Annotated in this window: 25 protein-coding genes; 12 read left to right on the top strand and 13 right to left on the bottom strand. The window is 67.1% G+C overall.

All coding sequences use genetic code 11. The features are described from left to right. The first annotated feature begins 6 nt into the window (after positions 1 to 6). From AB0B25_RS02640 to AB0B25_RS02660, 5 genes are all read left to right on the top strand, one after another. Positions 7 to 378, top strand: coding sequence for a DUF742 domain-containing protein (locus tag AB0B25_RS02640; protein ID WP_357173626.1), 372 nt, complete (start codon positions 7 to 9; stop codon positions 376 to 378). Positions 379 to 484: 106 nt separating this feature from the next. Continuing rightward, positions 485 to 1,042, top strand: coding sequence for an ATP/GTP-binding protein (locus tag AB0B25_RS02645; RefSeq protein WP_357073047.1), 558 nt, complete (start codon positions 485 to 487; stop codon positions 1,040 to 1,042). After that, on the top strand, positions 1,035 to 1,835 hold the full coding sequence (locus tag AB0B25_RS02650) for an MHYT domain-containing protein (protein ID WP_357173629.1): 801 nt from the start codon (positions 1,035 to 1,037) through the stop codon (positions 1,833 to 1,835). The genes AB0B25_RS02645 and AB0B25_RS02650 overlap by 8 nt, the downstream gene beginning before the upstream one ends. 303 nt (positions 1,836 to 2,138) lie before the next feature. Next, positions 2,139 to 2,582 carry a hypothetical protein gene (locus tag AB0B25_RS02655; protein WP_357173632.1) on the top strand — a complete coding sequence of 148 codons (444 nt, stop codon included), beginning with the start codon at positions 2,139 to 2,141 and terminating at the stop codon, positions 2,580 to 2,582. A gap of 472 nt (positions 2,583 to 3,054) precedes the next feature. Continuing rightward, entirely contained in the window at positions 3,055 to 3,279 is a 225-nt protein-coding gene (locus tag AB0B25_RS02660; protein ID WP_357173635.1) for a hypothetical protein, read from the top strand. A gap of 75 nt (positions 3,280 to 3,354) precedes the next feature. Here AB0B25_RS02660 and rpmF read toward each other — a convergent pair whose 3' ends face one another. The 3 genes from rpmF to AB0B25_RS02675 are packed head-to-tail and all read right to left on the bottom strand — an operon-like array spanning position 3,355 to position 5,124. Beyond that, positions 3,355 to 3,528 (bottom strand): 50S ribosomal protein L32, encoded by a 174-nt coding sequence (gene rpmF / locus AB0B25_RS02665; protein WP_357173638.1) that lies wholly within the window; start codon positions 3,526 to 3,528, stop codon positions 3,355 to 3,357. A gap of 1 nt (position 3,529) precedes the next feature. Further along, positions 3,530 to 3,796, bottom strand: a complete 267-nt coding sequence (locus AB0B25_RS02670) for a type B 50S ribosomal protein L31 (RefSeq protein ID WP_357173641.1) — start codon at positions 3,794 to 3,796, stop codon at positions 3,530 to 3,532. Beyond that, entirely contained in the window at positions 3,793 to 5,124 is a 1,332-nt protein-coding gene (locus tag AB0B25_RS02675) for a GTP-binding protein (protein ID WP_357173644.1), read from the bottom strand. Before AB0B25_RS02675 ends, AB0B25_RS02670 begins: the two co-directional genes overlap by 4 nt. A gap of 102 nt (positions 5,125 to 5,226) precedes the next feature. On the opposite strand from AB0B25_RS02675, the gene rpmB reads away from it, so the two are divergent. From rpmB to rpsR, 4 genes are read left to right on the top strand one after another with little or no spacing between them, the layout of a single operon-like run. Then, a complete protein-coding gene (gene rpmB / locus AB0B25_RS02680; RefSeq protein ID WP_357173647.1) occupies positions 5,227 to 5,463 on the top strand; it encodes a 50S ribosomal protein L28 in 237 nt (78 codons plus the stop codon). A 10-nt stretch (positions 5,464 to 5,473) separates the two neighbouring features. Continuing rightward, on the top strand, positions 5,474 to 5,644 hold the full coding sequence (rpmG, locus tag AB0B25_RS02685; RefSeq protein WP_357173649.1) for a 50S ribosomal protein L33: 171 nt from the start codon (positions 5,474 to 5,476) through the stop codon (positions 5,642 to 5,644). Position 5,645: 1 nt separating this feature from the next. Further along, on the top strand, positions 5,646 to 5,951 hold the full coding sequence (rpsN, locus tag AB0B25_RS02690; RefSeq protein ID WP_357173652.1) for a 30S ribosomal protein S14: 306 nt from the start codon (positions 5,646 to 5,648) through the stop codon (positions 5,949 to 5,951). 34 nt (positions 5,952 to 5,985) lie between these two features. Beyond that, the gene (gene rpsR / locus AB0B25_RS02695; RefSeq protein ID WP_357072708.1) at positions 5,986 to 6,240 is read left to right on the top strand and encodes a 30S ribosomal protein S18; all 255 of its coding nucleotides are present in this window, start codon (positions 5,986 to 5,988) and stop codon (positions 6,238 to 6,240) included. 350 nt (positions 6,241 to 6,590) lie between these two features. Here rpsR and AB0B25_RS02700 read toward each other — a convergent pair whose 3' ends face one another. Continuing rightward, positions 6,591 to 7,163, bottom strand: a complete 573-nt coding sequence (locus AB0B25_RS02700; RefSeq protein WP_357173655.1) for a LysM peptidoglycan-binding domain-containing protein — start codon at positions 7,161 to 7,163, stop codon at positions 6,591 to 6,593. Positions 7,164 to 7,365: 202 nt separating this feature from the next. On the opposite strand from AB0B25_RS02700, the gene AB0B25_RS02705 reads away from it, so the two are divergent. Next, the gene (locus AB0B25_RS02705; RefSeq protein ID WP_357173658.1) at positions 7,366 to 7,827 is read left to right on the top strand and encodes a hypothetical protein; all 462 of its coding nucleotides are present in this window, start codon (positions 7,366 to 7,368) and stop codon (positions 7,825 to 7,827) included. A 251-nt stretch (positions 7,828 to 8,078) separates the two neighbouring features. On the opposite strand, the gene purH is transcribed toward AB0B25_RS02705, so the two are convergent. The 6 genes from purH to sucC all read right to left on the bottom strand — a co-directional run bounded on the left by purH (position 8,079) and on the right by sucC (position 15,759). Next, entirely contained in the window at positions 8,079 to 9,647 is a 1,569-nt protein-coding gene (purH, locus tag AB0B25_RS02710; protein WP_357173661.1) for a bifunctional phosphoribosylaminoimidazolecarboxamide formyltransferase/IMP cyclohydrolase, read from the bottom strand. Further along, a complete protein-coding gene (gene purN, locus AB0B25_RS02715) occupies positions 9,644 to 10,321 on the bottom strand; it encodes a phosphoribosylglycinamide formyltransferase (RefSeq protein WP_357174140.1) in 678 nt (225 codons plus the stop codon). Before purN ends, purH begins: the two co-directional genes overlap by 4 nt. 37 nt (positions 10,322 to 10,358) lie before the next feature. Beyond that, complete coding sequence (locus tag AB0B25_RS02720; RefSeq protein ID WP_357173664.1) at positions 10,359 to 11,855, bottom strand: DUF6350 family protein; 1,497 nt, start codon at positions 11,853 to 11,855, stop codon at positions 10,359 to 10,361. Between the two features lie 72 nt (positions 11,856 to 11,927). Further along, positions 11,928 to 12,965: a DUF5336 domain-containing protein gene (locus tag AB0B25_RS02725; RefSeq protein ID WP_357173667.1), complete on the bottom strand. Its 1,038-nt coding sequence runs from the start codon at positions 12,963 to 12,965 to the stop codon at positions 11,928 to 11,930. Positions 12,966 to 13,652: 687 nt separating this feature from the next. Beyond that, on the bottom strand, positions 13,653 to 14,567 hold the full coding sequence (gene sucD, locus AB0B25_RS02730; RefSeq protein WP_357173669.1) for a succinate--CoA ligase subunit alpha: 915 nt from the start codon (positions 14,565 to 14,567) through the stop codon (positions 13,653 to 13,655). Positions 14,568 to 14,592: 25 nt separating this feature from the next. Next, positions 14,593 to 15,759, bottom strand: a complete 1,167-nt coding sequence (gene sucC, locus AB0B25_RS02735) for an ADP-forming succinate--CoA ligase subunit beta (protein ID WP_357173672.1) — start codon at positions 15,757 to 15,759, stop codon at positions 14,593 to 14,595. A 534-nt stretch (positions 15,760 to 16,293) separates the two neighbouring features. Between sucC and AB0B25_RS02740 the strand changes: the two genes are divergently transcribed. Next, complete coding sequence (locus AB0B25_RS02740) at positions 16,294 to 17,547, top strand: M23 family metallopeptidase (RefSeq protein ID WP_357173675.1); 1,254 nt, start codon at positions 16,294 to 16,296, stop codon at positions 17,545 to 17,547. Between the two features lie 34 nt (positions 17,548 to 17,581). Here the strand turns inward: AB0B25_RS02740 and AB0B25_RS02745 are convergent, their stop codons facing one another. Together AB0B25_RS02745 and pcrA are read right to left on the bottom strand one after the other, a co-directional pair. Continuing rightward, positions 17,582 to 18,013, bottom strand: a complete 432-nt coding sequence (locus AB0B25_RS02745) for a hypothetical protein (protein ID WP_357173678.1) — start codon at positions 18,011 to 18,013, stop codon at positions 17,582 to 17,584. A 114-nt stretch (positions 18,014 to 18,127) separates the two neighbouring features. After that, entirely contained in the window at positions 18,128 to 20,725 is a 2,598-nt protein-coding gene (gene pcrA / locus AB0B25_RS02750) for a DNA helicase PcrA (protein ID WP_357173681.1), read from the bottom strand. 381 nt (positions 20,726 to 21,106) lie between these two features. On the opposite strand from pcrA, the gene AB0B25_RS02755 reads away from it, so the two are divergent. Then, on the top strand, positions 21,107 to 21,400 hold the full coding sequence (locus AB0B25_RS02755) for a chorismate mutase (protein WP_357072741.1): 294 nt from the start codon (positions 21,107 to 21,109) through the stop codon (positions 21,398 to 21,400). A 319-nt stretch (positions 21,401 to 21,719) separates the two neighbouring features. On the opposite strand, the gene AB0B25_RS02760 is transcribed toward AB0B25_RS02755, so the two are convergent. Beyond that, positions 21,720 to 23,174, bottom strand: a complete 1,455-nt coding sequence (locus tag AB0B25_RS02760) for an NAD-dependent succinate-semialdehyde dehydrogenase (RefSeq protein ID WP_357173684.1) — start codon at positions 23,172 to 23,174, stop codon at positions 21,720 to 21,722. Positions 23,175 to 23,433 lie beyond the last annotated feature (259 nt).

The raw sequence follows: 23,433 nt of genomic DNA on the forward strand, positions 1-23,433 counted from the left end.
CGTGAGATGTCCAACCCCTACGGCCCCGGACAACGACCGACCACTCGCGTCCGGCCTTATGCCCTGACCTCAGGGCGCACCGAACCGGCGGTCGACCTGCCGCTCGAGGCGGTGATCGAGACCTTGTCGTACACTGCACATCTCGACTGGCCGACCGGCGACATCCGCGCCGAGATACTGCGACTCGGCGCGCACCAATTGTCGGTCGCGGAGATCGCCGCGCATCTGGACCGTCCGCTGGGTATGGTCCGGGTGGTGATCGGCGACCTCGTCGTCGATGGCACAGTGCGCGTGCATTCGACCCTGACCGAAGAGGCGAGCTATGACGAGCGCCGTTCCCTGATGGAGAGGACTTTGCGTGGACTCCGCGCCCTTTAGGAATCCAGCGCCCACTGGGAATCTCGGGCCGAGTGGGAATTCCGGACCGGGTGGCAGCCCGGGGCCGGACAGCACCAAGAACCGAGACCGAGTCGCCTCGACGAAGATCGTTGTCGCAGGCGGCTTCGGCGCGGGCAAGACCACCTTCGTCGGCGCCGTGTCGGAAATCGTTCCGCTGCGGACCGAGGCGATGGTCACCCACTTCTCCGACGGCATCGACGACCTCGCCAGTACGCCGGAGAAGGAAACCACCACGGTCGCCATGGATTTCGGCCGAATCATCCTGCCGGGCGATCTGGTGCTCTATTTGTTCGGCACCCCGGGACAGCGTCGTTTCTGGTTCATGTGGGACGACCTGATCCGCGGCGCGATCGGCGCCGTCGTGCTGATCGATGCCCGGCGTCTGGAAGACAGCTTCGCCGCGGTCGACTTCTTCGAAGCACGCAAGCTGCCGTTCCTGATCGCGGTGAACCGATTCCCCGACTCGCCACGCTTCCCCATTGCCGAACTGCGCGAAGCGCTTTCGGTCCGCGAGGGTGTCCCGATCGTGGATATCGACGCGCGCAATGCCGGCGAAGTGCGCCAAGCACTGGCGGCCGTCACCGAGTACGCGATCGCCCAACTGAAAGCGAAGGAACTGGAAGGAACTGCCCCGCATGCATGAGGGCGCGGTGCTGGCCGCGGGCGAGACCGTCGACCAGTTCGCCATGGGCTACTGGCTGATCGCACTGTCGGTGGGGATCTCGGTGCTCGGTGGGGTGGTCGGGCTGGCCTGCGTCGTGCACGGCGCCCGATCGGCCGGATTCCGGCTGGTGTGGCTGGTCTCGGCGGCAGTGTCGCTCGGTGGCGTCGGGGTGTGGCTCGCGACATCGGTGGCCATGCTCGGCCTGCGAGTGCCTGGTAGCGCCACACGCTACGACCCGGGCAGGTTGATCGCCGCCATGGTGATGTCGATCATCACGGTGCTCGCGGCGCTGCTGATCATCGGGCGCACCTTGCGGCTGCCCCTGTTGCTTTCCGGCGGACTGGTGCTCGGCCTCGGCATCGGCCTCACGCACTACCTCGGTATCGGCTCGATCGATATCCAGGGTTCGGTCGATGTGACGATCTGGCCTGCCGTCGTGTCCGCCGCTATCGCGGTGATCACCGCGACGGCGGCGCTGTGGTCGTTCCAGGCCCTGCACTTCCCGCTGGCCAGGATCGCGACCGTGCTGCTGTTCGGCATCGGCGTGGCGGCGACGTACAACACCGCGCTCGCGGCACTGCATTTCGACATCGACCGATCTGCGAAGGTGCCCGGCGGTGTGGAGTTGTTCGACTTCGTCTTCCCGATGTTCGTCGTCGGCTTGCTGGCGCTGACGGTGCCCATCTCGGCGGTCCTGATCGCGCCGGACCGGCGCGAGTTCCGGACAACCGTGCCCGAGCCGCGCGGGCCGAAGCCGCAACCCGCGCACTGACTTCGCCCGGTCGACCGGGCCGATCCGACACTGGTGCGGAACCGGTTGCGCCGGCACGGCCGGCCCGGGCAGCCGCCGAACTCGTGCCGCCAAGTCACCGCCGTGTGCGGTACGACGATCCGGTCGGGTAACCGGGTTCCGGAATGCCCCCGATAATTCTCCGCCGACCGACCTAAGGTGAGAGTCATGCTTTTCGAACCGGACTCCGCCATGGGATGTCCAAGGCGCCGGCTGGCCGCGCGGCGGGCGGGCGTCTCCATCGATCGTGGCCAGTGAGATTTCGTTGCACAGGAGGACCCGGACGTGACGCCGGAGCAAGAGGCAGTGCTGCGCGACATCCAGATTCAGCTGCGCGGGCCCGACCTGTCCGGCTGGCCGCAGCTGGGCACCGAGATGGACGGCAGCCATCGCACGATGGTGAACGGGCTGGCCGCGGCGCTGGTCCGGATCGATGAACTGGAACGCGAGTCCGCCGAATTGCGAACGCAGGTAAGCGAATTGCGTACCGAAATCAGCGAACTGGAGGCTACGACGGCCGAGCTGGCCGAACAGGTGGCGCGGCTGAACGGGCGGCAGTGGCCGTGGCCGCTGTCCCTGATCGAGGGGCCCGCCGCCCTGGTCGGCGAACAGTTGGCCCGACTGGAAGCCCTGTTGCCGGACTTCCCTGGTTTGCCAGGTCAGCGTGACGATGACACGCACGCTCCCGACGACAGCGGCACACCCGCGGCGTCGACCTCGGAAAACTGATCCGCGGCACCTGACGCTCGCGCAGACCGGCAGCGGGAGAGGGCAATCGGAAGATCGAGAATCGGCGAGGGCCGGGGAATTTTGGCGATGAGCGGGTTCTTCTGAAAGCCAGAAGAACCCGCCCTCCCGCACGAGAATACCGGTGCAAGGGCCACTAATGCATCACTTTTTCAGGACTTTTACGCCTACGAAAAACCAACTCTCAGTATGTAATTCACCCATCAGCTACTCCTGCGCAATCCGGTCGAACGCAATCTTGCCGCGTACTACCCGCACGATCGGTTGCCAAAAGGTTGCCGTTGCTCCGCGGTGTGCGCCCACACTGTCATGCGCCCCTGGACCATGGCACGTCGCCTTCGATCGAAAACGCTCCGGCGCGTTCGACACTCCGTCGCCACCTGGCGAGTTATCGTCGGCGTGCACGAGGCGCTCGCGCGGCGCCACACACCAAGGTTCGTTCGAAGGAGTTCGTATGGCCGTCAATGTGGTGCTCGACAAGGCTCTCGACAAGGAATACGAGAACAAGTCGCTCGACGAAATCCTGTCCGCCCCACCCTCAGCTTTGGCGGGTCTCACCGAAGCGCACGACAAGCAACTGCTGGAAGCCCTCAGAATCAAGACGATCGCCGATCTGGCCGACAACAAGTACTTCCGGCTTGCCGCCGCCCTCGCGGACCTTGCCAAGAAGGAAGGCTGATCGCGCGAACACGAGCGGACCGACCGGGATCGACGTCCGGTCGGCCCGCCGCGTTCCGGCCCGACCGGGCCCCGCTCAGATCCGATCGAGATCGATCAGGCCCCGCCGCACAGCAGCGACCAGCCTGCGCGGCACCTGCCGCACAACGCCTCCGACCGTCACCGGCACCAGGTTCGGTGCGGTCGCTTTCCAGTTCGCCCGCCGGCTGCGGGTATTGGACCGCGACATCTTCCGCTTCGGCACCGCCATGTCAGGCCTGCCTGCGACGCGTGACGCGCTTGCCGTACTTACGCTCGAACTTCTCCACCCGTCCCTGGGTGTCCAGCACGCGGTGCGCGCCGGTCCAGAACGGGTGCGAGTCCGCGGTCACATCCACTGTCAGCAATGGGTAGGTGTTGCCGTCGGTCCACGCCACCGTGCGCGCACCGACGGCAGTGGAGCGAGTGCGGAACCGCTTTCCGGTACTCGCGTCCTCGAAGACCACCGGGTGATAGTCCGGATGGATACCCTTCTTCATTTCGCCTCTCCTCTCGGGCTTTTCCCGTCTTCGACGGCCAGAGCCGCCGTCTCATCGCTGTCGCACGGGTCGGCGTGCCACTCCCCGAACGGGTCCTCCCACTGCGCCACCCGATCCGGCGCCCGCTCGACGAGTCGCATTTCCTCGTCTTCCACCAGCGCCCAATGCAGCGCCGCACGGATCTGGGCGGGATCGGCGTCGTGCACCAGGATCACCAGCGACACGTCCCGATCGCCGAAGCGCTCATCCCAGCGCATCGCGGCCATCACCCTCCGCTCCGGATCGGTCTCGGCCAGTTCGTCGTCGGACATCGCGGCCAGCCAGCGCCCCGCACCGCCCACCCGTAGACCGCCACCCGCGGACTCCAGCCACACCACCTCATCGGGCTGGGTAGCCAGCCATATTCGCCCGCGCGCGGTCACCACGCCGTCGAACAGCACATCGAGCGCTTCGTGCAGCCGCGCGGGGTGAAACGGCCTGGCCGCGGCGAATTCCACGAGTTCGACACCGTACTCGCTGGTCAGCGGTGGCCGGCCGCGCAGAAGCGGCGCGTGTGCATCGAATATCCGGCCGCGCCGCGAACCAGCGGGAACGCGCTCCAGCAGTCCTTCGACGCAGGCGGGAGTGAGTTCGCGCACATCGTCGACCCAGGCGAGCGGCGCGCCGGGCACCAGTCGGGCCAGCACCGCGGCGAGTTTGCCCCGGTCCGTCCGTCCGTCACCCGCCGAGTCCATCGCGACGACCGCATCGGCGAACTCGACCTGACCGACGGCGAGCTGCGCGACCGTCCGGTCGTCGTCGGCGCCGGCGAGTCCGCGCTCGGCGAGCGTCTCGTCCCCGGTGGCGTCGGCCAGCCAGACTGCCGCATCCAGGCAGGTGAGTATCGACGACACCCGTACATCGCGGGAGGCCGGTCCATCGAGCCGGCCGACCACGCCGGTGACCACGACGTGCTCGATGGCCTGACACACAGCTTCCGCCTCGAAGGCGGAATCGAGCGCGAGGACGACGCGGTCCACGGACTCGCGCTGGGCGAGCGTGCAGAGCAGCGGAAGCAGATCCGTGCGTAGCGTGCAGGAGACGCAGCCGTGCGCGAGTTCGAGTACGGCCGAGTGATGTTGCGTCGCGCTGCGCACCGTGCGGTGCACGATGCCCTCCCGCAACTGGGCGAGATCGTGTCGGACGACAACGGTACCCGGGGTCTCGCGCAACGCCGCGGCCGCACGATCCACGCCGTCCGCGGCGAGTCCCGCGAAACCGGCGAGGACCACCACGGACGTCCTCCGGTCGGACTCGGGTGGGATCAGGGTGGAATCCGGCGCAGACACCAGCAACCCCTTTCGGTAATGATTTTCATTTGCTGTCGAGCAACGGTACATTGCCTAGCAGTCATTGTCGAAAATGATTGTCATCTACTGAAGGGAGTTGGCATGTCGGCCCACTGCCAGGTCACCGGGCGCAAGCCCGGATTCGGCAAGTCCGTGTCGCACTCGCACAGACGGACCAGCCGGCGCTGGAACCCGAACGTCCAACGCAAGACCTACTACCTGCCCAGCGAGGGCCGTCGCATCACGCTGACCGTCTCAACCAAGGGCATCAAGACCATCGACCGGGACGGCATCGAAGCCGTGGTGGCCCGAATCCGGGCGCGCGGCGACAAGATCTGAGGAGCGACCCATGGCATCGAAATCGACCGACATCCGCCCTATCGTCAAGCTGAAGTCGACTGCGGGCACCGGATACACCTACGTGACCCGCAAGAACCGCCGCAACGACCCGGATCGCCTGGTCCTGCGCAAATACGACCCGGTCGCGCGCAAGCATGTCGACTTCCGTGAGGAGCGCTGAGATGGCGAAGAAGTCGAAGATCGCACGCGATCGCCAGCGCAGGGCGATCGTGGCGCGCTACGCCGAACGCCGTGCCGAACTGAAGGAGTTGATCCGGAAGCCGGACACACCGGACACCGACCGCGCGGCCGCCCACGCCGAACTGCAGCGCCAGCCGCGCGATGCCAGTCCGGTACGATTGCGCAATCGGGACGCCGCAGACGGACGACCGCGCGGTCATCTCCGGAAGTTCGGACTTTCCCGTGTGCGTGTGCGCGAGATGGCCCACCGGGGCGAATTGCCCGGTGTGCACAAATCGAGCTGGTAGACAACCGCTGATCTCGTCAGAAGGAATCCGTCACATGGCAGTCAAGCGAGCACCGTCGAAGAAGGTTCGCGCCGAACAGGCCCGCCGGCCGAAGAAGAACCCGCTCATCGCCGCGGGTATCGAAATGGTCGACTACAAAGACGTGAACCTGCTGCGTACGTTCATCTCCGACCGCGGCAAGATCCGCAGCCGCCGGGTCACCGGCCTCACCCCGCAGCAGCAGCGTCAGGTCGCCATCGCGGTGAAGAACGCCCGCGAGATGGCGCTGTTGCCGTTCACCAGCAGGTAGGGACGCACCTCGCGCGGGCTGAAACAAGGCCCCGACGCGCGCCCGGAGAGGTTGTCACACCATCTCGATGCAGGGATGCGTGGTGGACTTCGACGTCCGGGAGGATCGGGCGGCGCCGGAGGGCTGCGTAAGTTGTTGCGGCAGCGTGGGTTTCACCGCGCCGGAGCGCAAGGGATGAGCGGGCTCATGCGTGCCGGGGCGTGGGAGTGAATGAGCGAACTCACCGCCGAGTTCAACGACCGCCTACGCACAACGCTCGGCCGGGAAACCCAGCCGAGCGCCTCGCAATACCGATGGTGCGACAACCCCTGCAATCCACCGCGCACCGGGTCGTCGCCGTCGCTACCGCATCACGGGATGGTCAACACCTGACCGGGGTTGATCGCATCCGGGTTCGGAACGCCGCTGGCGTCCGCGATCTCCTGGTAGCGATTGCCGTCACCATAGAAGCGCTCGGCGATCGCCCACAGGGTGTCGCCCGGCTCGACGGTGTAGGTTCGCAGCTCCGGCGCGGGCGGCGGAGGGGGAACCTCTTCGACGAACTCGGCAGCAGCCCGCTCCTGTTCCGGCTCCGGCGCGGGCAACGGATCGTCGGTGTTGGTACCCGAGGCCCACAGCGCGCTGCCGTCCCTGCCATACAGCACGACGTTACGGTCGGCCTGCACGGTCAACCGATCGGGCTCCGTGCCGTTGGTCTCCGTCGCCCACGCGGCGCCGTCACCCTTGTAGAGGACGAAATTGCCATCGTCCTGCAGGGTGGCCCGCTCGACGCCCTGATCGTGAGTCTGCGTAGCCCACAGCACGTTTCCGCCCGGCTCGGAGAGCACCAAGTTGCCATCGGCCTGCAAGGTCAGGGTGTATGCACCCCCCTGGAGGGACTGGCCCAGTCCGAGTTCTTCGCCTACGTGCAGCGTGTCGCCCACGATTCTTCCTTTCGAGGAGGGCTGGTAGATCATCCGACATCGATGCGCGCCGAAACCGTTTGGCGCACAACACTGCTGAACCTACTGCCCATTTCCGGCTTTCGGTGGGATCGACGCGCGGGGTTCGCGGAAGGTTCACTATGGAGTTCGCCGTAGCGCATAGTGCACCAGCTGGCCGGGCACGCCGACTAGGGTTGACGGCATGGATCGGATCCCCGGCGGACGCGCCGCCGCAGCAGTCGCCGTAGTGCTCGTCTGTCTCCTCGCCGCGGGCTGCGGCGGCTCGAACGACGGTGGGCCACAGCAGAACACCGGCACCACGACCACCTCGGGGCCGAGCACACCGACCGAGAACCCGAACGGGAACCAGGGCAACCAGTTCACCGCCGATCCGACCATAGTCGGCGCGCATCCGATCCCGTTCACGTCATGGACCAGGTTGGCGGACAACAGGATTGCGGTGAACTTCGAGACCGGCTCGCCGGAATGCTACGGCGTCGACGCCTCGGTCGACGAGACCGATTCCACGGTGACCGTCGAACTGCGCTCGGGCACCCGCGCGGACGCGGTAGGGCGGATGTGCACGATGATCGCGATCTTCGGCACGCTGGAGGTGCCGCTGAAAGCACCGCTCGGTAATCGCACGGTGCTCAGCGCGGTCTGATCGCACGAGTAGCCCCGGCGCGGACGATCCACACCACGCCGGGAGGAAGATTGCTACTTATTTGCGACATTCCGTTCCCGGCCGGTGCGGCACTGCGCCGGAACGAGCCGGCCCACGCGCCGCCGTCTAGGTGACGGTCCCCGAAGTGCCAGTCGGCTCGGCCTACACCCTGGATACCGACCATCGACCACCGAACGCCGAACGCCGCGTCGGACGTATCGTCCGACGCGGCGTTCTGATCGATGGCGACCTCAGTGCGCGAAGTGGCGGGCGCCGGTGAGGTAGAGGGTTACCCCCGCCGCGCGGGCGATGTCGATGGTTTCCTGGTCGCGGACCGAACCACCGGGTTGGACGATCGCGCGCACTCCGGCCTGGATCAGAGTTTGCGGACCGTCCGGGAACGGGAAGTACGCGTCAGAGGCTGCCACCGAGCCCTTGGCACGGTCACCGGCGCGCTGCACCGCGAGACCCACCGCGTCGACACGATTGACCTGGCCCATGCCGACGCCGACGGACGCACCGTCGTGTGCCAGCAGGATCGCGTTGGACTTGACGGCCCGGCAAGCGCGCCAGGCGAATTCGAGATCCGCCAGGGTTTCCGCATCCGCGGGCTCGCCCGCGACCAGGGTCCAGTCGGCCGAGTTGTCGCCTGCGGCATCGAGCACGTCGCGCTGCTGCAGCAGTGCGCCCCCACTGATCGGGCGCAGTTCGGCGCCCGTGCGCCGCGGCGGCTGCGCGGCCAGGATGCGCACGTTCTTCTTGCGTTGCAACACTTCCACGGCGCCGTCAGCGTAGGAGGGGGCGACGATCACCTCGGTGAAGATCTCGGCGACCTGCTCGGCCATCTCCACGGTGACCTGACGGTTGGCGGCGATCACCCCGCCGAACGCGCTGACCGGGTCGCACGCGTGTGCTTTGCGATGCGCTTCGGCGATGTCGTCGCCCAGCGCGATGCCACAAGGGTTGGCGTGCTTGATGATCGCGACCGCGGGGGCCTCGTGATCGTAGGCGGCGCGCCAGGCGGCATCCGCATCGACGTAGTTGTTGTACGACATTTCCTTGCCGTGCATCTGCTGCGCCTGTGCCAGTCCGAGGCTGCCGTCGCCGGTGGTGTACAACGCGGCGGCCTGGTGCGGATTCTCGCCGTAGCGCAGCACCGCCGACCGCGCCCAGGTGCCGCCGAGCCATTCCGGGAATCCGGTCGCGGCGTCGGCGGAAGCACCGTCGACGAGCACGTTGGTCATCCAGCCGGCGACCGCGACGTCATAGCTCGCGGTGTGCTGGAAAGCCTTGGCCGCCAAGGCTGTTCGCTCGGTGAGGGTAAAGCCGCCGGATTCCACCGCGGCCAACACGTCGTCGTAGTCGCCGCTGTCGACGACCACGGCCACCGAAGGATGATTCTTCGCCGCGGCGCGCACCATGGACGGCCCGCCGATGTCGATCTGCTCGACGCACTCGTCGGGGCTCGCCCCGCTCGCCACGGTCTCGGTGAACGGGTAGAGGTTCACCACCACCAGCTGGAAGGCTTCGACGCCGAGTTCGACCAGCTGGTCTACGTGCTCCTGCTTGCGTGAGTCGGCCAGGATCCCCGCGTGTACCCGCGGATGCAGCGTCTTGACCCGCCCGTCCAGGGTCTCCGGGAACCCGGTCAGGTCCTCGACCTTGGTCACCGGGATACCCGCGTCGGCGATCCTGCTCGCGGTGGACCCGGTCGAGACCAGCTCGATGCCGGCCGCGTGCAGACCGGTCGCGAGCTCGGTCAGACCCGTCTTGTCGTAGACGCTCACCAGCGCCCTGCTGATCGGCCTACGTTCACTCACCGGAGAACTCGCTCATCTGGGATAACTGCCTTTCGTCCGTCGGAGACAATGCCTCGCGTCGCGACGGCGGCGACAACGTCCGCCAGCAACCGTCGCTCGACAACCTTGATGCGCTCGTGCAGAGTGGCCTCGTCGTCCTCCGGACGTACCGCAACCGCCTCCTGCGCGAGGATCGGCCCGGTGTCGACACCCGCGTCGACCAGATGCACGGTGGAGCCGGTAATCCGCACCCCATACGCGAGCGCGTCGCGCACTCCGTGCGCGCCGGGGAACGCGGGCAACAGCGCGGGGTGGGTGTTGATGATTCGGCCGCCGAATCGGTCCAGGAAGACGGGACCGAGCAGCTTCATGAAACCCGCCGACACCACGAGATCAGGGGCGTGGGCGGCGACGGCCTGGGTGAGCGCGACATCCCACGCGGCCCGATCCGGAAAATCGTTCAGGGCCAACCGGAAGTGCGGCACGCCCGCGGCGTCCGCGTGCTCGGTGGCGGCGCAGGTGCGGTCGACGCCGACTGCGACGACCTTCGCCGGATAGTCGGGTGCGGACGCGGCGTCCAGCAGGGCCCGCAACAGCGAGCCGGTGCCTGACGCGAGCACGACAACGGTGGCCGGCGCCGCTGCGGGCTTCCACGGGGCGTGCGGAGACGTCAGCGCTCTACTCCTGCGATCGATCGGGTGGCGGACGGATGCGACACCGCCGGGTTAGAGCCTAACGACCATCCACCGGGCCGCTGTCCGGCAGGTCCGCCTCGACCACCTCGGCGTCGAGGATGTCGGGTGTGGTTCCGGAGTGGTACTCGTGGCCGGACGCGATCGCGGGCTGTTCATCGACCAGTTCGCCTTCCAACTCCGGCCCGTCGTACTCGTCGTCGTAGTAGAAGTCATCGTCGTCGTAGGCGTGGTCGCCGTCATCGTCGTAGTAGGCGCCGTCGTCGTAGTAGGCGCCGTCGTCGTAATACTCATCGTCGTACGGATCGGTGTATTCAGCGGGCGACGCCCCGACCGGAACGATGAACCAACGGGCGAACACGAGACCCGCGTATCCGGGGACGGCGAGCCAAGCGAACACGACCACCGCGAAGATCGGCAGGTCGAGCCCGACCCGACCGAACGTGCCGAGCTCACCGCCCGCGATGAGGCCGAGCACGACGAGCGCGACTGCGGCCAGCGCCGCAGAGGTCAAGGTGGCCCACGGGGCGTCGATCCGGTCGGGCGAGTTCCGCGCGCAGTCCAACCCGCCGAGCACACCGATCGCGGCAGGGACGAACAGCAACACAACCCACCACCACGCCGCGGGACCAGTGGGCACCGCGACCATCAGCGGAATGGCCGGGATAGGGCCGCCTACCACCGAAAACACACCGAACGAGGCGGCGCCGAACTGCACACTGGAGCCGACGACCACACCGACGGTGTGCACCACCAGGTTCGGCAGATAGGCCAGCGAGAGGAGCGTCAGTCCGATCACACCCGCCGCGTTACCTGCCGACTGGTAGGTCTCTCCTACCCGGGGTACGTGGACGAGAAACGACAGCACCGAGACCGCGGCGGCGCAAGCCAGCAAACGGAAACCGGAGCGGCCCGCGCCAGAGAGTCCGCAGACAACCCAGTCGGGCACACGCAGCAGCACGACGAGCCGACGCCGGATGCGGATCGAGATGCCTGCGACGGCAGCGAGCAGATACAGCCCGACGACCCAGGCGAACGCGGCAAGCGGGTTCGGCGGCTGTAAAGCGATGACACCGGAGGCATCCTCGGCGACCGCCAGACAGACCGCGGTGACCAACAGCGGACCGGCCACCGCGGCGCCGACGATCCAGCCGAGATCGACCCTGGTGCTGTCCGGTTCCACGGCGCGTGCGCATTCGCGGCCGGTCAGCCAGACCAGCAATGCCGCCGGCAGCAGTGGCAACAGGCCGAGCGTGGTCTTGCCGATGGTCAGCGGAACCTGGTGCACGGCAAGCCAACCGGCGGCGATCGCACCCGAGGCGCCGGCCAGGTCGCTGCCCGCGGACAACAACGCGCCGAGTGCGAGAACGACGATGACGGCCAGCGCGATGGCCGCAGGACGACCCGCGACGAGGACGAGCACTCGAGCCCGTTCGGGAGTCAGCGACAGAAACCCGACCTCGTCCGCGCCGCTCTGCGGCTTCGGCGGCCGCGACCCGCCGGTCCGAGGCACCAGGGAGTTTCTGGAGGAGCTCATAACTTTTCAGCGTGGCAGCCTCCCCGGCGCGAGCGGGTCAGGCGCGCCGCGCCGGGGAGGATGCCAGGTGTACTACTTGTTGTCTTCCGAGGGCCGGAATGCCTGGGTGGCATCGGAGGACGAGTCACTCCCCTGCTCACCGCCGAACGGCTGACCCGGCTGGGCCTGCGGTTGACCGAAGCTCGAGGCGCCGTATGGCGACTGCTGACCGGACTGCTGACCGCCGAACTGCTGGGTCGCACTTTCGTCCGGTCGCGGCTGCGCACCGTAGGGCGAACCCTGCTGGGCCGCGCCGTAGGGCGTGCTCGGCTGACTCTGCCCATAGGGCGACTGCGGCTGACCGTAGGACGGCGCCGACTGCCCCTGGCCGTAGGTCGGTTGGCTCTGGCCATAGGGCGAAGGCTGTGCCGGGTACTGCGGTGGCGCGGGCTGGGTGCCGTAGCCGGGTTGCCCGTAGGGGCTGCTCTGGCCATAACCCGGCTGGCTCTGCGCGAACGGTGGCTGGTTCTGTCCGAACGAGGGCGGCTGCTGGCCGTAACCGCCCTGGCCGAAACCGCTCGGCGGAGTGGCCGGGCGTGGCGCGGGCGGCTTCAGAATGCCCGCCTCGAACAGCACCGCGGCGATCGCCAGCGCGGCCTGCACGAAAGCGAGCACGAGCACGACGTAGGCGCCCCACTTCAGCTCGGCGCCCGTACCGAAGTTGAACGACTGGAACAGCAGCGCGAGAAAACCTGCGGTCGAGGCCGCGGCGGCCGCACCGATCAAGCTCTGCTTCGGCAGCAGCGACAAGCCGGCGAGAATGCCACCGAGCAGCAGCAGTCCCAGTAGCGGCGAGCCGGACGCCACCTCGAACAGCTTCGCCGTCTCCTGACCGCCCACCCGGGTGCCGTCGAAATCGAGCGGCTTGCTGCCGAGGAACGGGAGGAAGCCGAGCAGGAAGTTGATCACACCGAGCGCCGCCACCCCGACCGCCAGCAGGAACGGCAGACCTTTGGCATCGGAACCGGCGGCGCTCGAACCTGAACTGGCACCACCCGCAGCAGGGGCTTGACTGGATGGTGCTGAGGGTGCGGGTGTGTTGTACCCGGAGCCCCCGGTCGGGTATGACATGTCGTCGTCTCCTAGGTCGAGTCGTACAGTGTCTTTCACGGCTGAATCTCGCTTCTGACGCTACTGCACTCCTGGTGCCAGGTCACCCTTGACCGAGTGGTCAGGCCACCCGATTCGACCTCGCCAGACGGGCCGCGAGCCAGGCCAGGAGCGCACTGTGATTGCTCCGAACCGAGATCGTTCCCGCTCGGTCGTGCGGCCGGGGCGCCGGTACGCCCGCGCCACCGACCGGCCCATTCGCCGTTGTCCGTGCCGATGCCGCCTTGCCGATGCCGCCTTGCCGATATCGCCTTGCCGCAGGCAGTCGCTGAGGCAGGTGCGCATCGAGCCCGCCGTCACCCGGCAATACCACGCCCGAAGGAAACCGGTGCCGGTACGCCCGACAGCAACAGTGAAACGTGCGATGGTCACGGTGGTTGCTTTCACACTGCCAGAATTCTCAGTGCCGGGAATGATCTGTCCGACATCGCCTCTGACCGCGTGCATGGTGATCGGAGGCCCGGCTGAACCCCTCCACCTGCTGTCTCGTTGTCGATAGGAGGAACAAACGAAAGGTTCCCCGACCGATAGAACAGATTCCGCGAGTGGTTGGTTCAGGACGCTCAGCTTCTGCCCGAGCCGAGCCCGGCCACCACACATGACGAAGGCCGCCTCCCGATCGGAGGCGGCCTTCGTGCGTTGCGTGGCTCAGGCGCTGATGCTGGCCTTCTCCAAGATCTCGCGAGCGAGCGCGGCGGTCTCGGACGGCGTCTTGCCGACCTTCACACCCGCGGCCTCCAGCGCGTCCTTCTTCGCCTGGGCGGTACCCGACGATCCGGAGACGATGGCGCCCGCGTGTCCCATGGTCTTGCCCTCGGGAGCGGTGAAGCCCGCCACGTAGCCGACGACCGGCTTGGTGACATTGGCCTTGATGTAGGCCGCGGCCCGCTCCTCGGCGTCGCCGCCGATCTCGCCGATCATCACGATCAACTTGGTCTCCGGGTCCTTCTCGAACGCCTCGATGGCGTCGATGTGGGTGGTGCCGATGACCGGGTCGCCCCCGATGCCGATCGAGGTCGAGAAGCCGAAGTCCCGCAACTCGTACATCATCTGGTAGGTCAGCGTGCCGGACTTCGAGACAAGGCCGATCGGCCCCTTGCCGGTGATGTTGGCCGGGGTGATGCCGACCAGCGATTCGCCGGGGGTGATGATGCCGGGACAGTTCGGGCCGATGATCCGGGTCTTGGCGCCCTTCTCCACGTTGTAGGCCCACGCGTACGCGGTGTCCTGCACCGGGATGCCCTCGGTGATGACCACGAGCAGCGGGATCTCCGCGTCGATGGCCTCGATGATGGCGTCCTTGGCGAACTTCGGCGGCACGAACGCGATGGACACGTCGGCGCCGGTCTCCTTGATGGCCTCCGCGACAGTGCCGAACACCGGCAGCTCGATCGCGTTGCCTTCCTTATCGGTGTGCGCGACGGTGCTGCCCGCCTTGCGCGCGTTGACACCACCCACGACCTGGGTGCCCGCCTTCAGCATCAGCGCGGTGTGCTTGGTGCCCTCGCCACCGGTGATGCCCTGGACGATGACCTTGGAATCCTTGTTCAGGAAGATAGACATTGTTTTTGTCCTTACTCGGCCGTCGTTATCGGGCGGCAGCCAGTTCGGCGGCCTTGTCGGCGCCTTCGTCCATTGTCTGCGCCAGCGTCACCAACGGGTGCGCGGCATCGACGAGGATCTTGCGGCCCTCGTCCACCCGGTTTCCGTCCAGCCGGACCACCAGCGGCTTGTTCGCGCCGTCGCCCAGGATCTCCAGAGCCTTCACGATGCCGTTGGCCACCGCGTCACAGGCGGTGATGCCGCCGAACACGTTGACGAACACGCTCTTGACCTGCTCGTCGTTCAGGATGACATCGAGACCGGCGGCCATCACCTCGGCCGAGGCGCCGCCGCCGATGTCCAGGAAGTTCGCGGGCTTCACGCCACCGTGGCCCTCGCCGGCGTAGGCCACGACGTCCAGGGTCGACATGACCAGGCCCGCGCCGTTGCCGATGATGCCGACCTCACCGTCGAGCTTGACGTAGTTGAGGTCGTTCTCCTTGGCCTTGAGTTCGAGCGGGTCGGTCGCGTCCTTGTCCGCGAACGCCTCGTGGTCCGCGTGCCGGAATGCCGCGTTCTCGTCGAGGGTGACCTTGCCGTCGAGCGCGAGGATCTCGTCCTGCGGGGTACGCACCAACGGGTTGACCTCGACCAGGGTGGCATCTTCCTTGACGAAGACCTCCCACAGCTTCTGGATGGTCACCGCCGCGGCGTCGAGCACGTCGGCGGGCAGGTGGCCCTGCTCGGCGATCGAACGCGCGAACGCGAGGTCGACACCCTTGACCGCGTCGACGGGGACCTTGGCCAACCGCTCGGGCTTGGTCGCGGCGACCTCTTCGATCTCCATGCCGCCCTCGACCGAGCACATGGCCAGGTAGGTCCGGTTCGCGCGATCCAGCAGGAAGGAGATGTAGTACTCCTCCGCGATGTCCTTGGCCTCGGCGACGAGCAGCTTCTTGACGATGTGGCCTTTGATGTCCAGACCGAGAATGTTCTGCGCGTGCGTCTGCGCGTCGTCCGGGGTGGCGGCGTACTTCACGCCACCCGCCTTGCCGCGGCCACCGGTCTTCACCTGGGCCTTGATCATCACCGGCTTGCCGATTTCCTCCGCGATGGCGCGGGCTTCGGCGACCGTGTCCGTGACGCGGCCCTCGGACGAAGGCACTCCGTGCTTAACGAAGAGCTCCTTCGCCTGATATTCGAAGAGATCCATGTACTCACCGTCTCGTCTGCGTTGTGATGACAACGTCTTTGTTGGCGGCCCGACGTCGGAAGCGGGTCGGGTCGGACTCTAACCAGTCACATGGACGGCCGATCGGCCACATACATCGTAAGTGGCGCAGGTCACCGACCAGTGCCGACAGCGGCAAAACCGCTGGCCAACACTACCGACGAGTAGGTTGCCGACACCGCGCCAGGTAGAGCTGCCGAACCGGGAACGACGTCGGTCTACTACAACCCGTCGTCGAATAACCCCTCTTGGGTGCCCATAGCGCAGTGAGATATTCCCCGCACTCCGAGTGATCAATCTCACATGTTTGAATCCGAGGGTCGCTGCGCTTGTGGCGACGCAATCGTTTCGTTACCGTCATTGCGGTCGATGTCACAGCACGGTCACGACTAGGAGGACGGCGAGCTTGACGCAGCACAGCACTCCGCAGACGGAGAGCCGCTCCGCATATGACCCATCGACGCCGCTGAACAGCAGGCATTCAAGGATCTTTCGCTTCACGATGTGGCACCGCCGATGAACCATCGCTCCACCTTCGCTCCCGATAATCGCACTCGGTCGGGACATCGTTACCGTCCCGACAACGAGCCCTTCGGCCCGACGGGCGGGCACGAGGCCCCTTCGGTCGACCGGCAGCGGAATTCGCTCTACAGCGCGACGTCCGCGCCCGCCGGATACGACTTCGCTGCCTCGGGCGAACGAAACGACAGCGCGAGTTACGACGGCGCGGGCTACCAGAGCGCGAGCTACGACGACACCGGCAGCGCAGACAACTCCTGGGGCGCAGACAACTCCTGGGGCACTGACAACGCATGGACCCAACAGGAGTGGTCACAACAGAACTCCTGGTCCGACGGTGGCGCGTGGAGCACCGGCGACGCGTGGGCCGAAGAGGACTCGTGGGCGTCCGAGGACAGCACATGGACGCCGGAGGAGACCTGGTCCCCCGAGGCCACCGAATCCGGGGAAGCCGAATCCGAGTCGGACACCCCGGCTGTCCCCACGGTGATCCCCGGCCGCCGCAGCGCGCACAAGCGCGGCGGCGCTCATCGAATGCCCGCACCGCCCGCCGCCCTCAAAGGCCGCGCCGCGGTCGCCGCGGTCGCCGCCGGTGCGGTCGTCGCCGCCGGGCAGGCGGCGTTCGCCTCCCCGGAGCAGCCGGCACAAACGGTCGACTACGAAGCCGCGGGCCAGATCCACGAGATCGCCGCGCAGTCGATGAACGTCGCCGACGCCAGCGCTTCACCGGAATCGCCTCAGGTGCTGAATGTTTCGGCGGCCGCCAATCTCGACCAGTTCAACGATATCCTGCAAAAGGGCCAGAAGTACGCCGAAGACCTCGCGGCCCAAGAAGCCGCGAAACTTCGTCCGCTGTTCACCAAGTTCGCCGCGGGAACCTTCACCTCCGGATTCGGCGCCCGCTGGGGCGTACAGCATCTGGGCATCGACATCGCCGGTCCGATCGGCACCCCGATCGTCGCGGTCGCCGACGGTACCGTGATCGAAGCCGGTCCCGCTGCGGGCTTCGGCATGTGGGTTCGCCTGCTGCACGACGATGGAACTGTCACCATCTATGGTCACATCGACACCGCGACGGTGTCCCAGGGCCAACGCGTGCTCGCCGGCGACCAGATCGCCACCATCGGCAACCGCGGCTTCTCCACCGGCCCGCACTGCCACTTCGAGGTCTGGCTGAACGGCTCCGACAAAGTCGATCCGCTCCCCTGGCTGGCCACTCGCGGCATCAGCCTCGGCCCGCAGCGCGACTGACAGCACGCTGGCGCGAGGGTCCGCGCACCGATTTTCAGCTGGTCGGCGCCATCGCGATCGCCAGGCCGACCAGCGCCGCCGCTTTGGCAACCTCCAAGCCTATGTACCAGTAGTGCGCGATGGAGCGGGGCAGGTCCTCGCCGGACAGCACGCGATCGGTGCGGCGGCTCAGCGGCGGTCGCACCACCAGGACCTGGCCGGCCAGTAGCGCGACCGCGGTGGCGAGCCACACCCAGCTCGCCGCGGCCGGCGAGACGATCAAGGCGGCGAGCACCAGCAGCGTGGCGAGTACCGTCTCCGCGATGTTCAGCGCACGGAACACCACACGGCCGATGCCGAGACCGAGCGGCAGGGTGATCCCCGGCGCACGGAACTTCAGCGGCGCTTCCACAAACGAGATGGCCAGCACCATGCCGAGCCACAGCATGGGCAGAAACCACAGGATGTGCCGCGCGACCGTGTCCATACCCCGGACCCTACTGATGCGTCGACGCCATGGACAGGGCCGAAACGCCCTGCCGCGCACCCGCGGAACACGGCTCGGATCGCGCGGCTGTGGCCCTGGATCGTGTAGGAGCGCTCAGAGCTTCACCAGCGTCCGGCTGTATTGCGGAATCAACCGGATCTTGCCCGCGGTGCCGAAGTCGATCGTCACGGTGGCCAACGGCCCGAAGCCCTCCGCGGCGACCACGCGCCCCAGGCCGTACTTGTCGTCGCTGACTCGATCTCCCACGGCGAGTACCAGATTGGCGTTGTTGCGCGCCGCACCCCCTGGCGCGGGCCTGCGTGGGCCACGATCGCGCAGCCCTGGCCGCGGCTCCGACCAACCGTCGCCGCGGGTCCAGTCCCGCTCCGACCCGTCGTCGTCGCCGGCCCGCCGCCGGATACCCCTCGACGCGGACGACCCGGCGGGCTCCAGTCGGCGCCAATCGATGAGATGCCCCGGAATCTCTTGCAGAAAGCGCGATTCCGGGTTGGAGACCGGCTGCCCCCATCCCGAACGGACCACCGCGCGGGTGAGATACAAGCGCTGTCTCGCCCTGGTGATGCCGACGTAGGCGAGGCGGCGTTCCTCGGCGAGCTCGGTCGGATCGCCGAGTGCCCGCATGTGCGGGAACTGGCCGTCCTCCCATCCGGTCACGAACACGACGGGGAACTCCAGGCCTTTGGCCGTGTGCAGCGTCATCATCGTGACGACGCCGGAGCCCTCGTCCGGAATCTGGTCGGTGTCGGCGACCAGCGATACCCGCTCCAGGAACGCGGCGAGCGAACCCGGGTCCGGCTCACCCTCGCCGGCCTCGGGCAGCAGGCCCTCCTGCCGGGCCGCTTCGGCGTTGTTGTGCGCCTCAGAGCTGAATTCCCGTGCGACGCTGACCAATTCGTTCAGGTTGTCCAACCGCGCGCCGTCCTGCGGGTCGTCGGAAGCCGCCAACTCGGCGCGGTAGCCGGTGCGCTCCAGCACCGCCTCCACCACGTTGCCCACGTCCGGGAAGTCGGACTCCTCGCGTTCGCCGGCCGCTCGAATCTCCTCGAGCAGATCGAGGAAGCCGGCGATCGCGCGCTGCGCACGCGTATTCAGCAGTGCCACCTTGTTGTCGGCGGCATCGCGCAGTGCGGCGGCGAATCCGATCCCGCGCTGTTCGGCATGTACCGCGACGCAGGCTTCGGCCCGATCGCCGATGCCTCGGCGTGGGGTGTTCAGGATTCGCCGCATGCTCACCGCATCGTCCGGATTCTCCAACACCCGAAGGTAGGCGACGATATCGCGCACCTCTTTGCGCTCATAGAAGCGAACGCCACCGACCACCTTGTACGGCAGCCCCATCCGGATGAAGATCTCTTCCAACGCACGGGAGTTGTTGTTGGTGCGATAGAAGACCGCGACGTCACCGTAGTTGGCGTCACCCTGGTCGACCAGCCGATCGATCTCGCGCGCGACGAACGACGCCTCGTCGTGCTCGTTGTCTGCGACGTAGCCGGTGATCAGGTCACCCTCGCCGGAGTCGGTCCACAGCTTCTTGTCGCGCCGGTTCTCGTTGCGCGAGATCACCGCGTTGGCGGCAGCGAGAATATGCTGGGTGGAGCGGTAGTTCTGTTCCAGCAGAATGGTTTCCGCGTCGGGGAAGTCCCGCTCGAACTCCTCGATATTGCGGATGGTCGCGCCGCGGAAGGCATAGATGGACTGATCCGCGTCGCCGACGACGCACAGTTCGCTCGGCGGTACCCGATCCTCGCCCGCGTCCGCCAGATGGTGTCCGACCAGCTCTCGCACCAGGACATACTGCGCATGGTTGGTGTCCTGATACTCGTCTACCAGGACATGCCGAAACCGGCGGCGATAGTACTCGGCGACCTGTGGATGGTTCTGCAGCAGCGCCACCGTCTCGCCGATCAGGTCGTCGAAGTCCAGCGCGTTCGCCGAGCGCAGCCGCCGCTGATACTCGGTGTAGACCCTGGCCACCAGACCGGGCAGGTCGGCGTCATCCGCTTCGGCGTCCGCGGTCGCCCGCCCCGGGTCGATGAGTTCGTTCTTCAGATTCGAGATCGCGGTCGCCAAGAGCCGTGCCGAATACTTCTTGGTGTCGATGTCCAGGTCGCGGCTGATCATGGTGAGCAGTCGGCGCGAATCGTCGGCATCGTAGATGGAGAAATTCGAATTCAGGCCGGGCAGCAACGCGGCCTGCATCCGCAGGATGCGAACGCAACTCGAGTGGAAGGTAGACACCCACATGGTGTTGGCGCGTGGGCCGACCAGCCCGGATACGCGCTCCCGCATCTCCGCGGCGGCTTTGTTGGTAAAGGTGATGGCGAGGACTTGGCCGGGAGTGACGCCGCGAGCGGCGAGCAGATAGGCGATGCGGCGGGTGAGCACGGCCGTCTTGCCCGACCCCGCGCCCGCCACGATCAGCAGGGGCGAACCGGTGTGCACGACCGCGGCGCGCTGCTGCGGGTTGAGGCCATCGAGCAGTCGTTCGGCCTCCTCGGCGCGCCGCTGCGCATGCTCGATGCGCCGCTGTTCGCGCTCGGCGTCCGACGGTAGTGCCGCCCGGACGGTGGCGCGCCCCGCCCCCTCCTCGGCATTACCGCCCGCGACCTGGGGATTCGATGTCGGATCCAGGGTCGGATCCGGGTGCCCGACCGGACCGGACTGCGTTATGGGAGCCACCGTGATGTCCATCGTCCATCCACGCTACCGGCGGGGACCGACAGACATGTAGTTCCGGGCCGAGTGCGGTCCGTTCGACCCCGGCCGAGGGAGCCGGGCATGAACTCCCACTGATGGGAAGCGGAGGCAAAGCGACCAGGGCTTCTCACGAGATATACAAAACAATCGTTTTGCATACTTCCCACCCCATGGCACACTGGCGACATGTTCTGCACTCTCACGACACTTCCCGTCCGGCTACCCGCTGGATATCGTGATTGCGGAGCCAATACTTGAGCGCACCTTTCTTGGGGGGACGATCCAAGCCCCCAGGTCTGTTTCACGGTGAAAGAACTGATCGGTAACGAGCCATCTGCACGCACCGATCCATGTTCTGACACGAGGAGATGAATGATGAGCACGCCTGCAACGACGGCCGGGTCCGATTCCGCCCTGCCGCAGACCGAGGCCGAGATCGACCAACTCCGCAAGGAGATCGACCGCCTCGATGCCGAGATTCTCGCCGCCATCAAGCGCCGCACGGAAGTCTCCCGGATCATCGGCCGGACGCGGATGGCGTCCGGCGGGCCGCGGCTCGTCCACGCCCGGGAAATGAAGGTGCTCGAGCGCTTCAGCGAACTCGGCCAGGAAGGCCACACCCTCGCAATGCTGCTGCTCCGCCTCGGCCGCGGCCGCCTCGGCCACTGATTCGGCCTGCTCTCGGCCGTAGAGCACGCCCCCGAACCCTGCGGCGATCGTAAGACCGTCGCATTCCAAAAGGCCGCCCCGGGTGCGCAGACCCCGGGGCGGCCGTTTCATGTCCGAGCGGCCGTGATCCTGTTCGTGTCCGCGGACCGGTCATCCGGCTTTCTCTCGACCACTGATCGCGGACACCTCGGTCCAGCGGTCACCCCTGCGCCTGTCGAAAAATTCGTCGGTCAGTGGTGCCCGCTGGAGCCGATCGTGCCGCCCAATCGAGCATCTCCCTGGTTTGTCGCGTGCCGCTCTCGCGGCCGGACGGCTGTGGTCAGGTGAGGGCGATGTACTTGGTGGACAGATACTCCTCGATACCCTCGGTTCCGCCCTCCCTACCGAAGCCGGATTCCTTGACGCCGCCGAAGGGGGCAGCGGGGTCGGAGATGACGCCGCGATTGACGCCGACCATGCCGGACTCCAGCCCCTCGGCGATCCGCAGGGCGCGGTCGAGGTCACGGGTGTAGACATAGCTGACCAAGCCGAATTCGGTGTCGTTCGCGGCGGCCAGACCTTCGGCCTCGGTCTCGAAGCCGATGATCGGGGCGACCGGGCCGAACACCTCCTCGCGCAGGATCCTGGCCCGCGCCGGGATATCGCTGAGGATGGTCGCCGGGTAGAACCAGCCGGGTCCCCCGGGCGCCGTGCCGCCCAGCCGCACCCGCGCGCCTGCCGCGACGGCGTCGTCGACCAGTTCGCTGACCGTGTTGAGCTGATCCTCGCTGATCAGGGGGCCGAGCGTGGTAGCAGGGTCGGTCCCCGGCCCGAGCGTCACGCTGCTGGACATCGCCTCGACAAGCTTGGTGGTGAACTCCTCGAGAACGCCGCTCTGCACATGGAACCGGTTGGCCGCCGTGCACGCTTCGCCGCCGTTGCGCAGCTTCGCGAGCAGTGCCCCGGCGACCGCGCTATCCACGTCGGCGTCGTCGAACACCACGAACGGCGCGTTGCCACCGAGTTCCATCGAGGTGCGCAGCAGCCCATTCGCGGACTGCTCCACCAGCTTCTTGCCGACCTCGGTGGAGCCGGTGAAGGTCAACTTGCGCAACCGAGGATCGTCGAGCAGCGGCTTGGTCACCGCGCTCGATCGGCTGGAGGTGATCACCGACAACACGCCGGCGGGCAGACCGGCCTCAGCGCAGAGCTTCGCCAGCAGCAACATCGTCAGCGGCGTGGCCGAGGCGGGCTTGACGATCATCGTGCAGCCCGCTGCCAGCGCGGGGCCGATCTTGCGAGTCCCCATTGCCAGCGGAAAATTCCACGGCGTGATCGCCAGGCACGGGCCTACCGGCTGTTTGTGCACAATGATGCGACCGGCGCCGGACGGGGCGTGCAGGTAACGCCCGTGCACCCGCACAGCCTCCTCGCTGAACCACCGGAAGAACTCGGCGCCATAGCGGACCTCGTTGCGGCTCTCCGGGAGGGCTTTGCCCATCTCGAGGGTCATCAGCAACGCGAACTCCTCCGCGCGCGCGGTGATCTGCTCGAACACCTTCCGCAAGATCTCGGCCCGATCACGGGCGGGCGCCGCCGCCCACTCGGCCTGTACCGCGACGGCCGCGTCCAGCGCACGCACTGCATCCTCCGGAGTCGCGTCCGCGACCTGCGTCAGTACCTCCCCGGTCGCCGGATTGTGCACCGGAAAGGTGCCTGCGCCGGTGGCGTCGACGGGTCCGCCGATCCACAGTTGCGTCGGTACGGATTCGAGAACCTCACGTTCGGACACCATGGGGCCAGCCTATGCGGCGCACCCGGGGGACACCCTCGATCGGCACGTCGGCGGCAGATATCAGCGCCCTCGAGTTCCTCGACGGTCGTCGTCGGCAGCGCCGTTCGGTGCCGTACGGTGCCGCGCGGTACGGGCCTTCGGCGGGCCCCATCCGGCGGTGCCCTTTCGACGCAGTCCCGGTGTGAACCATCGAGTTCTCACATCGCGCATTCATGAGTCGGCCGACGCTCCGAAGGCTTTTCGTGCACTCCGCGGCGCC

Source organism: Nocardia sp. NPDC049190 (assembly GCF_040648115.1).
Classification (GTDB): Bacteria; Actinomycetota; Actinomycetes; order Mycobacteriales; family Mycobacteriaceae; genus Nocardia.

Bases quoted from the DNA above. Each gene is read 5' to 3' on its own strand.
- AB0B25_RS02720 (WP_357173664.1), bottom strand. From the start codon at position 11,855: ATGAGCTCCTCCAGAAACTCCCTGGTGCCTCGGACCGGCGGGTCGCGG.
- rpsN (WP_357173652.1), top strand. From the start codon at position 5,646: ATGGCGAAGAAGTCGAAGATCGCACGCGATCGCCAGCGCAGGGCGATC.
- sucD (WP_357173669.1), bottom strand. From the start codon at position 14,567: ATGTCTATCTTCCTGAACAAGGATTCCAAGGTCATCGTCCAGGGCATC.
- AB0B25_RS02760 (WP_357173684.1), bottom strand. From the start codon at position 23,174: ATGGTGTCCGAACGTGAGGTTCTCGAATCCGTACCGACGCAACTGTGG.
- AB0B25_RS02640 (WP_357173626.1), top strand. From the start codon at position 7: ATGTCCAACCCCTACGGCCCCGGACAACGACCGACCACTCGCGTCCGG.
- AB0B25_RS02745 (WP_357173678.1), bottom strand. From the start codon at position 18,013: ATGGACACGGTCGCGCGGCACATCCTGTGGTTTCTGCCCATGCTGTGG.
- sucC (WP_357173672.1), bottom strand. From the start codon at position 15,759: ATGGATCTCTTCGAATATCAGGCGAAGGAGCTCTTCGTTAAGCACGGA.
- AB0B25_RS02660 (WP_357173635.1), top strand. From the start codon at position 3,055: ATGGCCGTCAATGTGGTGCTCGACAAGGCTCTCGACAAGGAATACGAG.
- AB0B25_RS02725 (WP_357173667.1), bottom strand. From the start codon at position 12,965: ATGTCATACCCGACCGGGGGCTCCGGGTACAACACACCCGCACCCTCA.
- rpmG (WP_357173649.1), top strand. From the start codon at position 5,474: ATGGCATCGAAATCGACCGACATCCGCCCTATCGTCAAGCTGAAGTCG.
- rpmF (WP_357173638.1), bottom strand. From the start codon at position 3,528: ATGGCGGTGCCGAAGCGGAAGATGTCGCGGTCCAATACCCGCAGCCGG.
- AB0B25_RS02740 (WP_357173675.1), top strand. From the start codon at position 16,294: ATGAACCATCGCTCCACCTTCGCTCCCGATAATCGCACTCGGTCGGGA.
- rpsR (WP_357072708.1), top strand. From the start codon at position 5,986: ATGGCAGTCAAGCGAGCACCGTCGAAGAAGGTTCGCGCCGAACAGGCC.
- AB0B25_RS02650 (WP_357173629.1), top strand. From the start codon at position 1,035: ATGCATGAGGGCGCGGTGCTGGCCGCGGGCGAGACCGTCGACCAGTTC.
- rpmB (WP_357173647.1), top strand. From the start codon at position 5,227: ATGTCGGCCCACTGCCAGGTCACCGGGCGCAAGCCCGGATTCGGCAAG.
- AB0B25_RS02705 (WP_357173658.1), top strand. From the start codon at position 7,366: ATGGATCGGATCCCCGGCGGACGCGCCGCCGCAGCAGTCGCCGTAGTG.
- AB0B25_RS02670 (WP_357173641.1), bottom strand. From the start codon at position 3,796: ATGAAGAAGGGTATCCATCCGGACTATCACCCGGTGGTCTTCGAGGAC.
- AB0B25_RS02755 (WP_357072741.1), top strand. From the start codon at position 21,107: ATGAGCACGCCTGCAACGACGGCCGGGTCCGATTCCGCCCTGCCGCAG.
- pcrA (WP_357173681.1), bottom strand. From the start codon at position 20,725: ATGGACATCACGGTGGCTCCCATAACGCAGTCCGGTCCGGTCGGGCAC.